The sequence below is a fragment of the Dryocola baronae genome, assembly GCF_051297175.1.
GTDB lineage: Bacteria > Pseudomonadota > Gammaproteobacteria > Enterobacterales > Enterobacteriaceae > Dryocola.
In genome coordinates this window covers 3,762,645-3,777,398 of the sequence record NZ_JBINNY010000001.1, presented here as the reverse complement: position 1 = coordinate 3,777,398, position 14,754 = coordinate 3,762,645, and the positions used below count along the sequence as shown (strand labels likewise).

11 protein-coding genes are annotated in these 14,754 nt (G+C 56.8%); 9 read left to right on the top strand and 2 right to left on the bottom strand.

Features of this window, described 5'->3' with window-relative positions:
* Positions 1-84 precede the first annotated feature (84 nt).
* The 8 genes from gcl (at position 85) to glxK (ending at position 10,461) form a co-directional block, all read left to right on the top strand.
* Positions 85-1,866: a glyoxylate carboligase gene (gene gcl / locus ACSPHG_RS17940; protein WP_435954837.1), complete on the top strand. Its 1,782-nt coding sequence runs from the start codon at positions 85-87 to the stop codon at positions 1,864-1,866.
* Positions 1,867-1,878: 12 nt separating this feature from the next.
* On the top strand, positions 1,879-2,655 hold the full coding sequence (hyi, locus tag ACSPHG_RS17935; protein ID WP_435954836.1) for a hydroxypyruvate isomerase: 777 nt from the start codon (positions 1,879-1,881) through the stop codon (positions 2,653-2,655).
* 84 nt (positions 2,656-2,739) lie between these two features.
* On the top strand, positions 2,740-3,618 hold the full coding sequence (gene glxR, locus ACSPHG_RS17930) for a 2-hydroxy-3-oxopropionate reductase (RefSeq protein ID WP_435954835.1): 879 nt from the start codon (positions 2,740-2,742) through the stop codon (positions 3,616-3,618).
* Between the two features lie 137 nt (positions 3,619-3,755).
* Positions 3,756-4,982, top strand: coding sequence for an allantoate deiminase (gene allC, locus ACSPHG_RS17925; RefSeq protein WP_435954834.1), 1,227 nt, complete (start codon positions 3,756-3,758; stop codon positions 4,980-4,982).
* A gap of 17 nt (positions 4,983-4,999) precedes the next feature.
* Positions 5,000-6,247 (top strand): MFS transporter, encoded by a 1,248-nt coding sequence (locus tag ACSPHG_RS17920; protein WP_435954833.1) that lies wholly within the window; start codon positions 5,000-5,002, stop codon positions 6,245-6,247.
* Between the two features lie 136 nt (positions 6,248-6,383).
* Positions 6,384-7,838, top strand: a complete 1,455-nt coding sequence (locus ACSPHG_RS17915; RefSeq protein ID WP_435956056.1) for an allantoin transporter — start codon at positions 6,384-6,386, stop codon at positions 7,836-7,838.
* Positions 7,839-7,888: 50 nt separating this feature from the next.
* Entirely contained in the window at positions 7,889-9,250 is a 1,362-nt protein-coding gene (allB, locus tag ACSPHG_RS17910) for an allantoinase AllB (RefSeq protein WP_435954832.1), read from the top strand.
* Between the two features lie 65 nt (positions 9,251-9,315).
* The gene (glxK, locus tag ACSPHG_RS17905) at positions 9,316-10,461 is read left to right on the top strand and encodes a glycerate 3-kinase (protein ID WP_435954831.1); all 1,146 of its coding nucleotides are present in this window, start codon (positions 9,316-9,318) and stop codon (positions 10,459-10,461) included.
* Positions 10,462-10,929: 468 nt separating this feature from the next.
* Here glxK and allE read toward each other — a convergent pair whose 3' ends face one another.
* Together allE and allD are read right to left on the bottom strand one after the other, a co-directional pair.
* Positions 10,930-11,715 (bottom strand): (S)-ureidoglycine aminohydrolase, encoded by a 786-nt coding sequence (gene allE, locus ACSPHG_RS17900; protein WP_435954830.1) that lies wholly within the window; start codon positions 11,713-11,715, stop codon positions 10,930-10,932.
* 18 nt (positions 11,716-11,733) lie between these two features.
* Positions 11,734-12,783 carry an ureidoglycolate dehydrogenase gene (gene allD / locus ACSPHG_RS17895; RefSeq protein ID WP_435954829.1) on the bottom strand — a complete coding sequence of 350 codons (1,050 nt, stop codon included), beginning with the start codon at positions 12,781-12,783 and terminating at the stop codon, positions 11,734-11,736.
* Between the two features lie 298 nt (positions 12,784-13,081).
* On the opposite strand from allD, the gene ACSPHG_RS17890 reads away from it, so the two are divergent.
* Entirely contained in the window at positions 13,082-14,749 is a 1,668-nt protein-coding gene (locus ACSPHG_RS17890; protein ID WP_435954828.1) for an acyl-CoA synthetase FdrA, read from the top strand.
* The last annotated feature ends 5 nt before the right edge of the window (positions 14,750-14,754 follow it).

Genomic DNA, 14,754 nt, shown 5'->3' with positions numbered 1-14,754 from the left:
CCCCGCCTGCGGGCGAGGGATTTTTTTGGATGATTTTCAAGTTGGAAAAACTTTCCAACAATGACATGTATAAGGATGAGTACCATGGCCAAAATGAGAGCCGTCGATGCGGCAATGTATGTACTGGAAAAAGAGGGCGTAACGACCGCCTTTGGCGTGCCGGGCGCAGCCATCAACCCTTTTTACTCGGCGATGCGCCAACACGGCGGCATTCGTCACGTCCTCGCGCGTCATGTGGAAGGCGCTTCGCATATGGCGGAAGGCTACACCCGCGCAACAGCTGGCAATATCGGCGTTTGTCTTGGCACCTCCGGCCCGGCGGGTACGGACATGATTACCGCGCTGTACTCCGCCTCTGCCGACTCCATTCCTATTCTGTGCATCACCGGCCAGGCCCCGCGCGCCCGTCTGCATAAAGAAGATTTCCAGGCCGTCGATATCCAGGCCATCGCCAAACCGGTCAGCAAAATGGCGGTAACCGTGCTGGAGCCTGCGCTGGTGCCGCGCGTGCTGCAACAGGCTTTCCACGTAATGCGTTCCGGCCGCCCTGGCCCCGTACTGGTGGATCTGCCGTTTGACGTCCAGGTCGCCGAAATTGAATTCGACCCGGACAGCTACGAGCCGCTGCCGGCCTACAAACCTGCCGCCTCACGCGCCCAGGTAGAAATGGCGCTGGAAATGCTGGTCAAAGCCGAGCGCCCGGTCATCGTTTCCGGCGGCGGCGTCATCAATGCCGATGCCGCGGCGCAGCTGCAACGCTTTGCCGAACTGACGCAGGTTCCCGTCATCCCAACGCTGATGGGCTGGGGCACGATTCCGGACGACCACGAGCTGATGGCGGGCATGGCCGGGCTGCAAACTGCCCACCGCTACGGCAACGCCACGCTGCTGGCGTCGGACCTGGTGTTCGGCATCGGCAACCGCTTCGCCAACCGCCACACCGGCTCGATTGAGAAGTACACCGCGGGCCGCAAAATCATCCATATCGACATTGAGCCGACCCAGATTGGCCGCGTGCTGTGCCCGGATTTAGGCATAGTTTCCGACGCAAAAGCCGCGCTGGAGCTGCTGATCGACGTCGCGGAAGAGATGCAGAAAGCGGGCCGCCTGCCGGATCGCCAGCAGTGGGTTGCCGACTGCCAGCAGCGCAAGCGTACCCTGCTGCGTAAAACGCACTTCGACGAGGTGCCGGTCAAACCGCAGCGCGTCTACGAAGAGATGAACAAGGCGTTCGGGCGCGACGTCTGCTACGTGACGACCATCGGCCTGTCGCAGATCGCGGCGGCGCAGATGCTGCACGTCTTCAAAGACCGCCACTGGATCAACGCAGGCCAGGCAGGCCCGCTGGGCTGGACCGTTCCTGCGGCGCTGGGCGTAAGCGTGGCTGACCCGGCACGCAACGTGGTGGCGCTATCCGGCGACTACGACTTCCAGTTCATGATTGAAGAGCTGGCCGTCGGCGCGCAGTTCAACATTCCGTATATCCACGTCGTGGTTAACAACGCCTACCTGGGGCTGATTCGCCAGTCGCAGCGCGCCTTCGACATGGACTACTGCGTGCAGCTCGCCTTCGAAAACATCAACTCCACCGAGGTAAACGGCTACGGCGTTGACCACGTGAAGGTGGTGGAAGGTCTGGGCTGTAAGGCGATTCGCGTCTTCAAGCCGGAAGATCTCGCTCCGGCGTTCGCCAAAGCCAAAGAGCTGATGGCGCAGCACCGCGTGCCGGTGGTGGTGGAAGTGATCCTCGAGCGCGTCACCAATATCTCAATGGGCAGCGAGCTGGATAACGTCAACGAATTCGAAGCCACGGCGGACAGCGCGGCGGACGCGCCGACCGAAACCTGCTTCATGAAGTATGAATAGGGGGAAAAGGCCATGTTACGTTTCTCAGCCAACCTGTCGATGCTGTTCCTGGAATACGATTTCCTCGACCGCTTCGAACGCGCCGCGGCGGCGGGCTTTAAAGCCGTAGAATTTATGTTCCCGTACGGCTACAGCATCGCCACCCTGCGGGAGAAGCTGGCGGATAACCAGCTCGAACACACGCTGCACAACCTGCCCGCAGGCGACTGGGAAAAAGGCGAACGCGGTATCGCCTGCATTCCGGGCCGCGAAGAGGAGTTTCGCAGCGGCGTGACGGCGGCAATCCACTACGCGCAGGCGTTAGGCAACCGCAAAATTAACTGTCTGGTGGGGAAAACCCCGGCGGGCGTCGGGGCCGATGTCGTCCACAATACGCTGGTCAACAACCTGCGTTATGCCGGTAACGCGCTGGCAAAAGAGGGCATCATGCTGGTTATCGAACCGATCAACCATTTCGATATCCCGGGCTTCCACCTGACCGGCACGCAGCAGACGCTGGATCTTCTTGATGAAGTGGGCTGCGACAATATTCGCCTGCAGTACGATATTTATCATATGCAGCGCATGGAAGGAGAATTAGCCAATACCCTCACTAAACATTTAGATCGTATTGGTCATATTCAACTGGCAGATAATCCAGGGCGCGGCGAACCGGGAACCGGGGAAATTAATTATGACTATCTGTTCGGCGTAATAGAAAAGTCGGCCTATGACGGCTGGGTCGGCTGTGAATATAAACCGTTACAGACGACGGAAACCGGTATTGCATGGCTTAACCGCTATCGTTAATAGCTAAAACTCAGCGGGCAACAAAATAATCCTTAATAAAGGATGCGGCATTCTGTTGCCCGAATTCAGGAAAAGGAAGAGAAAATGAATATAGGATTTATCGGCCTCGGTATTATGGGCACCCCGATGGCACAGCGCCTGGCGCAGGCGGGACATAAACTTTTTGTCAGCACCATTGGCCCCGTTTCGGAAGAATTAATCAAGCTGGGCGCGGAAAATAGCGGGACTGCGCGCAAAGTAACAGAAAAATCAGACGTAATCTTTATTATGGTGCCCGATACGCCGCAGGTAGAAGAGGTGCTATTCGGCAAAGAAGGCTGTGCGGACACCTCGCTTCGCGGCAAGACGATTGTGGATATGAGTTCTATTTCACCCATTGAAACCAAAGTCTTCGCGAAGAAGGTTATTGAGCTGGGCGGTGAATACCTCGACGCGCCGGTGTCCGGCGGTGAAATCGGTGCCCGCGAAGGCACGCTGTCCATTATGGTTGGCGGTGAGCTGGAAGTATTTGAACGCATTAAACCATTATTTGAAATCCTGGGGAAAAACATCACCCTGGTCGGCGGCAACGGCGACGGTCAGACCTGCAAAGTCGCTAACCAAATTATTGTTGCGCTGAATATTGAAGCGGTATCAGAAGCCCTGCTGTTTGCTTCTAAAGCCGGAGCCGATCCGGCGCGCGTGCGCCAGGCGCTGATGGGCGGCTTTGCCTCTTCGCGCATCCTTGAGGTACACGGCGAGCGCATGATCAAACGCACCTTTGCGCCGGGCTTTAAAATTGCGCTGCACCAGAAAGATTTAAACCTTGCGCTGCAAAGCGCGAAAGCGTTAGCGATTAACCTGCCGAATACCGCAACCTGCCAGGAGTTATTTAATACCTGCGCCGCAAACGGCGGCAGCCAGCTCGATCATTCAGCGTTAGTCCAGTCATTAGAATTAATGGCCAATCATAAAATATCTTAAACAATAATAAAGCGCTGCGGGTAATAAATAACCACGCGGCGCTATTAATAAAAATTATAAGTTTTGCTGCTTTTCTTCTTATTCCGAATAGCTAAGTAAATAAACATTTTAATAGGCTGATAAAGAAAGAAGGGATTATGGAACATCTATCACACAGCGTTGAAAACATCTCACGGGAAATCACGTCTTTCGGATATTCATCCGGCAAAGGCATGACGCGTTTACTCTACACGGAAAGCTGGCTGGGGGCGCAAAATAAACTTTTGGAAATATTCAAAAGCAGCGGTCTGGACGCCAGGTTTGACGAAGTTGGTAATTTATACGGCCGCCTCGAGGGAACTGAATTCCCGGACGAGGTGATTATGTCGGGCTCGCATATCGATACCGTGGTTAACGGCGGCAATCTTGACGGCCAGTTTGGCATTGAGGCTGCCTATATCGCCATTGATTATCTGAATAAGAAATACGGCAAGCCGCGCCGCACGCTGGAAGTGGTGTCGATGGCCGAAGAAGAGGGCAGCCGCTTCCCGTACGTATTCTGGGGCAGCAAAAACATCTTCGGCATCGCTAATCAGGCGGACGTGCAGGGCATCAAAGATAACAAGGGCGTTGGTTTTGTCGACGCCATGCGCGAGTGCGGATTTGACTTCGCGGGCGCTAACACGCAGCGCAAAGATATTAAAACCTTCGTTGAGCTGCACATCGAACAGGGCAAAGTGCTGGAAACGGAAGGCAAAAGCATCGGCCTCGTCACCAGCATCGTCGGCCAGCGTCGCTACAACATTACCCTGCACGGCGAAGCCAACCACGCGGGCACCACGCCGATGAGCTATCGCAAAGATACCGTCTACGCCTTCAGCAAAATATGCAACCAGTCTATCGATAAAGCCCGCGCGCTGGGCGATCCGCTGGTGCTCACCTTCGGCAAAGTGGAGCCGAAGCCAAACACCGTTAACGTCGTGCCTGGCGATATTTTATTCACCATGGACTGCCGCCATACGGACAAAGAAGCGCTAGTGGCATTCAGCGACTCGATTATTGCCGATATCGAAACACTCACCGCCGAAATGGGCATCGCCTGCGAGGTGGATTTATGGATGGATGAAGATCCTATCCCAATGGATCCGCAGGTGACCGACCTCATCGACTCCGCGCTGGCTAAATCCGGTGCCAACTACCGCCGTATGCACAGCGGCGCGGGTCACGACGCGCAGATCTTTGCTCCCCGAGTGCCAACCGGAATGATCTTTATTCCGAGCATCGCCGGTATCAGTCACAACCCTGCGGAAGAAACGCAGCTGAAAGACCGTGTCCAGGGCGTGGAAGCACTCATAAACGTTCTTTATGAGCTGGCATATAAATAACAGGGAGCAATACCAAAATGACTACGCAAAATAGCGGTTCTCAATACTGGAAAAAAATCGTTGTTGTCATGAGCCTCGGCTGGGTGGCGATTTGGATTTACCGCACGGTGCTGACGCCGATTTATCCTGAAATCCAGGCCTCGCTTGGCGGCATCAGCGACGCGCAAATCGGCGCTATCGCCAGCTTCTACTTCTTTGCCTACTGCAGTATGCAAATCCCCTGCGGCATTCTGGTCGACAAATTCGGCCAGAAAATCATGCTGATGTGCGGCTTTAGCCTGTTTATTCTCGGCACGCTAAGCATCGCCCACGCCACCGGCTTAACGATGATTTACGCCGGTTCGATAATGGCGGGCGCAGGCTGCGCTTCGTTCTTTAGTTCGGCCTACTCGCTCTCGTCTGAGAACGTGCCGCAGGAACGCCGCGCGCTGGCGAACGCCATCATCAACAGCGGCTCCGCCGTGGGGATGGGGATCGGGCTGATTGGCTCCAGCCTGCTGGTCAAAGACATGCACATGGCCTGGCAAACGGTGCTGACCATCGTCGCCGCTATCCTGGTGCTGATGCTCATTACCTTTACGCTTATCGTTCGTTCAAAATCGACGAAAGACGCGGCCAGCGCGAAAGGCAACGCCAGCCAGGCCGTGAACGACAGCCCTACGGATGAGAAGCCGGGCTCGCTGTTTACGCCTTTGCTGTGCTGCGTGTACTTCCTCTACTTCTGCACCTGCTACGGCTACTACCTGATTGTGACCTGGCTGCCGTCCTACCTTCAGGTCGAGCGCGGCTTTGAAGGCGGGGCGATTGGCTTTGCCTCTGCGCTGGTTGCGCTGTCGGGGATCCCAGGCGCGCTGTTCTTCAGCAATCTGTCGGACAAGTTCCGCAACAGCAAAGTGAAAATGATCCTGATTCTGGAATCCATGGCCGCGCTGATGCTGCTGCTGACCGTCTGGGCGCCGAACTCCACCATGCTGATGGCAAGCCTCATCGCCTACGGCCTGCTGGGCAAGCTGGCGGTCGACCCGATTCTGATCTCCTACGTTTCCGAACGCGCCTCGCGTAAAACGCTTGGCCGGGCATTCAGCCTGTTTAACTTCTTCGGCATGAGTTCTGCGGTCATTGCGCCGACGCTGACCGGATTTATTTCCGACCTCACCGGTTCAAAGGAAATCAGCTTTGTCATCTCCGCCTGCCTGGTCGTGGCCGGTACGCTTATCTTTGCCTTCGTCACTTCGCGTAAGTCTTATCGATTGGCTAACGCATAATTTGTCGTAAATAAGGGCGCTGCGTTATTCGCGTTATTACGCAGCGCTCTCCATAAAAATTATAAAATTAAGTGTTCCGCATAGCTAAACCCAAAGTCGTTATCCGTTACGAAAATAAGAGGGTGTTATGGAAAGGATGGAACAGCAGCAAAAAGAGAAATACCGTACCCGTGGATATAGCGAAGATCTCTTACCGAAAGGAGCAGAACAAAAAACCTGGAAAAGCGTTAACTACTTTACCCTGTGGATGGGCTCGGTTCACAACGTGCCGAATTACGTGATGGTCGGCGGATTCTTTATTCTTGGTTTGTCCACGATCGGCATCATGCTGGCTATTATTCTGAGCGCGTTTTTTATCGCCTTTGTCATGGTGATGAACGGCGCGGCGGGAACAAAATATGGCGTGCCGTTTGCCATGATTTTGCGAGCCTCCTACGGCGTGCGTGGCGCATTATTTCCGGGAATTTTAAGAGGCGGCATTGCGGCAATTATGTGGTTTGGACTGCAATGTTATGCCGGGTCGCTGGCGCTATTAATATTGATCGGCAAAATCTGGCCGGACTTTCTGTTATTAGGCGGCGATTTTAACCTTCTGGGCCTCAACCTGCCGGGCCTTATCTCCTTTATCTTCTTTTGGGCCGTGAACGTCGCCATTGGCTTCGGCGGCGGCGGGGTGCTGAATAAGTTTACCGCCGTGCTTAATCCGTGCATCTACATCGTGTTTGGCGGCATGGCGATTTGGGCCATTTCGCTGGTCGGCATCGGCCCCATTCTGGACTACGTGCCGACAGGCGTTGAACAGGCGGAAAATAGCGGCTTCCTGCTGCTGGTGGTGATCAACGCGGTGGTCGCCGTCTGGGCTGCACCCGCAGTAAGCGCTTCCGACTTTACGCAGAACGCGAGCAGCTTTCGCCAGCAGGCGCTCGGCCAGACTCTAGGGTTAGTGGTGGCTTACATACTTTTTGCCGTCGCCGGGGTGTGCATCATTGCCGGAGCAAGCATTCACTATGGTGTCGACACCTGGAACGTGCTGGATATCGTGCAAAAATGGGACAACCTGTTTGCCGCATTCTTTGCCGTGCTGGTGATCTTAATGACCACCATCTCCACCAACGCCACGGGTAATATTATTCCCGCCGGCTATCAAATTGCTGCCATTGCGCCGTCGAAGCTGAGCTATAAAAATGGCGTGCTGATTGCCAGCATTATCAGCCTGCTGATTTGCCCGTGGAAGCTTATGGAGAATCAGGACAGTATTTATCTGTTTCTCGATATTATCGGCGGCATGCTGGGGCCGGTTATTGGCGTAATGATGGCGCACTATTTTATCGTAATGCGCAGCACTATCGATCTCGACACGCTTTATACCGCGGCAGGCGATTATCAGTTCTATGAAAATGGCTTTAACGTGACGGCTTTCTCCGTGACGCTCATTGTCGTGGTGCTTTCGCTCGGCGGCAAGTTTATTCCGCTGCTTGAGCCGTTATCACGCGTTTCGTGGTTTGTCGGCGTAATTACCGCCTTCGTTCTTTATTCTCTGTTGAAAAAACGTGAGGGAACTAACGTTGCCGCACGGCAAAAAACAGCCTGACGTTAAGCGGGCAATATAAAAACGCTTTGTACCCCAACAAGGAAATTATTATGTCTTACGATCTGATTATCAAAAACGGCACCGTTATTTTAGAGCACGACGCGGTAATGACTAATATTGCCGTTAAGGATGGCGTTATTGCCGCAATAGGCGACGACTTAAATGACGCCAAAACTATTATCGACGCGTCCGGACTGGTGGTTTCCCCCGGCATGGTCGACCCGCATACCCATATTTCCGAGCCGGGCCGCACCCATTGGGAAGGTTACGAAACGGGAACGCGCGCCGCGGCAAAAGGCGGTATTACCACCATAGTGGAAATGCCGCTCAACCAGCTTCCCGCCACCGTTGACCGCGCCAGCATCGAAATGAAGTTTGACGCGGCGGCGGGCAAGCTCACCGTCGACGCGGCCCAGCTTGGTGGCCTGGTATCCTATAACCTCGACCGCCTGCACGAGCTGGATGAGGTCGGCGTGGTGGGCTTTAAATGCTTCGTGGCAACCTGCGGCGATCGCGGCGTCGACAATGACTTCCGCGATGTTAACGACTACCAGTTCTACAAGGGCGTTCAGCAGCTGGCGGGCATGGATCAGGTGGTGCTGGTCCACTGTGAAAACGCGCTAATCTGCGACGGCCTGGGCGATGAGGCAAAGGCCGAAGGGCGGGTAACGGCCCATGACTACGTGGCATCGCGCCCGGTGTTTACCGAGGTAGAAGCCATCCGCCGCGTGCTGCTGCTGGCGAAAGAGGCGGGCTGCCGCATTCACATCTGCCACATCAGCAGCCCGGAAGGCGTTGCGGAAGTGACCCGTGCGCGCCGGGCCGGGCAGGACGTCACCTGTGAGTCATGCCCGCACTACTTTGCCCTGACCACCGCCCAGTTTGAAGAGATCGGCACGCTGGCTAAATGCTCCCCGCCGATCCGCGACGAGGCCAACCAGCGGGGCATGTGGGAAAAACTGTTCCAGGGCGAGATCGACTGCCTCGGCTCCGATCACTCGCCGTGCCCGCCGGAAATGAAGGAGGGCAATATTCTGCAGGCGTGGGGCGGCATTGCGGGCCTGCAAAACTGTGTCGATCTGATGTTTGACGAAGCGGTACAAAAGCGCGGCATGTCCCTGCCGCAGTTCGCAAGGCTGATGGCGACCAATGCGGCGGATATCTTCGGCCTGAAGCACAAAGGGCGCATCGCGCTGGGCAAAGACGCCGACTTCGTGTTTATCCAGCCCGACTCCGCGTATGTCCTGAAGAACGACGATCTCGAATATCGCCACAGGGTTAGCCCGTACGTGGGCCGCACCATCGGCGCGCGCATCCATAAAACGATCCTGCGCGGCGAGGTGATTTACGACATCGAGCGGGGCTTTGGGGCGAAGCCAACCGGCAAATTCATTCTCAAACACCAGCAGTAACCTCCACTGACCGCGATGCTCGTTTTTAACGGGCATCGTTTTTTGTTTTTAAAAAGGATGAAACGATGAAAATTGTTATCGCGCCCGATTCATTTAAGGAAAGCCTGAGCGCGGAGCGCACGGCGCAGGCGATTAAACAGGGCTTCAGCGAAATTTTCCCTGACGCGGAATACGTCTGCCTGCCCATTGCCGACGGCGGCGAGGGCACGGTGGAAGCCATGATTGCCGCCACCGGCGGGGAGCGGCTTGCGCTAACGGTGACCGGCCCGATGGGCACGCCGGTGGAAGCGTTTTACGGCGTGACGGGCGACGGCAGGAGCGCGGTTATCGAGATGGCGGCCGCCAGCGGGTTAATGCTCGTGCCGATTGACGAGCGAAACCCGCTGCTGGCGAGCAGCGTCGGAACCGGCGAGCTTATCCGCCACGTGCTTGACTGCGGCATACGCCACATCATCCTCGGCATTGGCGGCAGCGCCACCGTGGACGGCGGAATGGGGATGGCCCAGGCCCTAGGGGCGCGCTTCTATGACCAGCAGGGCGCGGAACTCAACGCCAGCGGGGCCGCGCTCGCACGGGTGGCGCAAGTCGATATACAAAATCTTGACCCGTGCCTCGCGCAGTGCAGCATCGAAATCGCCTGCGACGTGGATAACCCGCTAACCGGCCCGCGCGGCGCGGCGCACGTCTTTGGCCCGCAAAAAGGCGCAACGCCTGCGATGGTCGACGAGCTTGAGGCGGGAATGGCCAACTACGCCCGCGTTCTGGGCGAGCTAACGGGCCGGGATATCAACGCTATCGTCGGCGGCGGTGCCGCCGGGGGCATGGGCGCGGCGGCGGACGTTTTTCTCGGCGGCAGGCTGAAGCCGGGTATCGATATCATCATCCACGCCGTAGGCCTTGAGCAGGCGCTGGCCGGAGCAAACCTTGTGGTGACGGGCGAGGGGCGAATCGACAGCCAGACGGTCGGCGGCAAAGCCCCGATGGGCGTCGCCCGGCTGGCGCAGCGTCACGGCGTGCCGGTTATCGGCATGGCGGGCGTGCTGGGCGAAGGCGTCGAAATCGTGCATCAGCACGGCATCGATGCGGTATTCAGCATCCTGCCGCGCCTGGCCCCGCTGTCTGCGGTGCTCGCGGAGGGGGAGATTAACCTGCGGCATTGCGCGCGTAATATCGCCCGCATCATTAAGCTCGGACAGGTTATCGCGGCATAAAAAAAGGCCACGGGGTTAACCGTGGCCAAACCGACTAGCTAAAGTAACGGGTATTGGTGCTTTGGGTACTAACGTGTACTGGTGGTTCTGGTGGATGGCGCTTCGCTTATCCACCCTACAACGTGTACTGGTGGTTCTGGTGGATGGCGCTTCGCTTATCCACCCTACAACGGTTGCTGTTGCTTTCGGTGGATGGCGCTTCGCTTATCCCCCCTACAACGGTTACTGTTGCTTCTGGTGGATGGCGCTTCGCTTATCCACCCTACAACGGTTACTGTTGCTTCTGGTGGATGGCGCTTCGCTTATCCCCCCTACAACGGTTACTGTTGCTTCTGGTGGATGGCGCTTCGCTTATCCACCCTACAACGGTTACTGTTGCTTTCGGTGGATGGCGCTTCGCTTATCCACCCTACGAAATCATTCGAGTAGGTCGGGTAAGCGCAGCGCCACCCGACAAAATCACAAAACTCAAATCTCTACATCGCGATGGCAATCTTTCGAATAAATATAGCTAAACGCCTCGCCGCGCCCGACGCCGTACCCCGCCTGTAGGGAATAGGCGCCCATAAAGATGTAATCGCCTTTCTTCACCGGGATCCATTCGTTATCCAGGTTATAAACGCCCTGGCCGCTCAGGATATACGCCCCGTGCTCCTGCACGTGCGTTTCGATATAGCCGTGGGACGCGCCCGGCGCGAAAGAGAGAATGTGCATGTTCATGTCAAATCCCAGCTCTTTCGGCAGGAAGTCGAGCAGAATCACGTCGCTCATGCCTTCGTATTCGATGCGCTCGAGCTGGTTTTCATTACCGGTGACGCGGTACGGCGCGTGGCCCGGCGTCGCTACATAGCGGCGCTTATAGAGGAACAGCTGGCTATCGGCTTCCTGCGCATTCACAAAAGTCATCAGCTCGCCCGGCGGGCAGTACAGGTAACCCCCTTTGGTGAGGCTGTATTTGTCGTCGCCCGCGCCCGCCGTAATCGCACCGTCTATCACGTACAGGAAGGTTTCAACGCCTTCACCGCCGAAGCCCGCGCTGTTGCCGCCCTGCGCGTGCAGGGTCACCAGATAATCGACAAAGGTCGCGCCAAGCTTCGGCGTCGATAAAATAGTGGTATCGCAGTTTTCAAAACCGGGAATGATATTTTTCACCAGGCCGTCCGGCGTAATCAGCGCATAATTACCGCGTTTGATAATTGAGCGTGAAGCAAGAAGATCTGAAATATAGCCGGTATTATTATTAAGGTATCCCACAGTTAAGTTCTCCCTGGTTTATTGTGCGAAAGGGTTCTTGGTTTCATAAGAGTGCTGATAAATATCATCGGACACTAAATAATTATAAATATCGTCAACGATATCGATGCCGTGCTCGGCGGTCTGCTTTTCATAAACGTCGAGATTCTGGCCCGGATAATAAACCTGCTTAAAGCCCGGAGCCGGAGTAATAGCGTTGAGCTCGGACATGGTTTGCGTCAGCGCTTTACGGAAGGTATCGCCGCCCGAGAAAAAGGCCGGGTTAATAACGATGTGTAATTGCCCGAGGTTGCGGCCGGCGGATAAATCTTCATACATCGAGCTGACGTCTTTGCCAAACGGCAGGCCGAGCAAAATGCCGGACAGCACGTCGATCATCATCATCAGGCCGTAGCCTTTTGGCCCGGCGACGGGCAGCAGCGCGTGGACGGCGAACGGGTCGGTGGTCGGCTTGCCGTTGACGTCCACCGCCCAGCTATCCGGGATGGCTTCGTTGCGCGAACGGGCGTCGAGGATTTTGCCCCATGCCTGCACGGTGGTCGCCATATCAAAGATCACCACGTCGTCGTTTTCACCCGGCGCCGCAAAGGCCAGCGGGTTGGTGCCGTAATAGATTTCAGCGCCGCCAAACGGCACGACCATCGGGTCGGACTGGCAGACGGAAATCCCTACAAGCCCGGCCTGCGCGGCCATATTAACGAAGTAGGACAGCGCGCCGCTGTGGCCCATCTGGCGAACGCCGACGATAGCCACGCCGTTTTCCTGCGCCATTTTGATGGCGTGTTCCATGCCCAATTTGGCGGAAACCTGGCCCGCCGCGTTATCGGCATGCAGAACGGCAGAGCAGGGGCCGGTCTGTTCGAAGCGGAACGCCGGGTTCAGGTTCGTGCCGCCTTTGGAAATCCTTTCTGCGTAATATTCCACGCGCACCGCGCCGTGGGAATGAATGCCGCGCGCGTCGGCAAACACCAGCACTTCCGCCATCGTCGCGGCATATTCTTCCCGAATGCCCGCCGCGGTTAATTTGTCCTGAATGAGTTGATGAAGCTTTTCTCGACTGACTTTCATCTGTCTTCCTTTTTTATGACCCGAAGAGCTTTGTTGCGGATAACATACGCAATAAATAATCTGAAATTGTGATCCAGACGAATAAAATTCCATCGTTAGAATTAATTTGATAATCAGCGTGGGTTCTGTAACTAATTTTAATTAATGCCTGCGCGGCAGATATTTAAATAATTAACCGCCAACTGTTCAAATCTCTTTATCAATAAATAGAGTGTGACGTCTGTCAACTTTACTTTATTTCATGCCGCTTAGCCTGTAGCCCATCACACAGGTGTATTAAGGGCCACGAGGAATAATTATGATTCATGCCTTTATCAAGAAAGGATGCTTTCAGGATTCAGTAAGCTTAATGCTTATTTCACGCAAGCTGAGTGAGGAAGAGGGCGTTGACGATGTGTCGGTGATGATGGGCACCCCGGCCAATAAATCGCTGCTGGAAAACACCGGTTTCTGGCACGACGACTTTGCGCAGGCAACGCCGAACGATATTTGCGTCGCGATCCGCAGCCATTCCGAGGATGCGGCGATAGCCGAGCAGGTCAATCAGAAGCTCGAAGGCGCGCTCGCCGCGCTTGCCCAGGGCAGCGGTTCCGGCCAGCAGCTCACCCAGGTGCGCCGCTGGGAAAGCGCCTGCCAGAAACTGCCGGACGCCAACGTGGTGCTGGTTTCCATCGCCGGGGAGTATGCCGCAGGCGTGGCGGAGCAGGCGCTGGAGGCGGGCAAAAACGTGATGATCTTCTCCGATAACGTCACGCTCGAGCAGGAAATCCATCTCAAAACCCGCGCCCGTGAAAAGGGGCTGCTGGTGATGGGGCCGGACTGCGGCACGGCGATTCTGGCGGGTACGCCGCTGGCCTTCGCCAACGTGATGCCGCAGGGCAACATCGGCGTGATTGGCGCATCCGGCACCGGCATCCAGGAGCTGATTTCGCAGATTGCGCTGGCGGAGCAGGGGATTACCCACGCCATCGGCCTCGGCGGGCGCGACCTGTCTGCCGACGTTGGCGGCCTGAGCGCCATGACCGCGCTTTCCTGGCTTGCGGCCGACCCGCAAAGCCAGGTGCTGGCCTTTGTCTCTAAGCCACCGGCCGAAGCCGTGCGCCAGAAGGTTGTCGCCGCTATGCAGGCCGTCGGCAAGCCTGTCGTGGCGCTGTTCCTCGGGCATAAAGCGGCGGCGCGACGGGACGGCAACGTCTGGTACGCCGAAACCATCGACGAAGCGGCGCGCCTTGCGTGCCTGCTTGCCAACGTAGAGGCCGCGCGCGCGCAAAACCCTGGGCTTGCGGATAAAAAAATCTGCGGCCTGTACACCGGCGGCACCCTCGCGGCGGAAGCGGCAATGCTGCTTGCCGACCGGCTCGGCGTGCAAGTGGATGAACATCATCACCAGGGCACGATGCTGGACGCCGACGGCCACCGCATCAGCGATCTCGGCGACGATTTCTACACCGTCGGCAGGCCGCACCCGATGATCGACCCGACGCTGCGCAGCCAGATGATTGAGGACCTGGCGAACAGGCCGGAGGTCGGCGTGCTGCTGCTGGACGTGGTGATCGGCTACGGCGCGCAGAGCGACCCGGCGGGCGAGCTGGCCCGCGCCATCGGCGTGCTGCGCAAAAACCGCCAGGCGGATGCCCCGCTGGCGATTATTGCCACGGTGACCGGCACGCGGCTCGATCCGCAGTCCCGCTCCGCGCAAATCGCCACGCTGAAAGACGCGGGCGTGCTGGTGATGCACTCGCTGCCGGAAGCCACCCTGCTTGCCTCCACGCTTATTCAACGCCATCCGGCCCGGCCTGAACTGCCGCTGCCCGCACTGCTCGACGGCATCGCCGTTATCAACACCGGCCTGCGGAGCTTTGCGCAAGATTTGCAGGCGACCGCAACGCCGGTGGTGCATTACCAGTGGGCGCCGGTTGCCGGTGGCAATCAAAAACTGGCTCGTCTGTTAGCCCTTTTACAGTAAGAGGT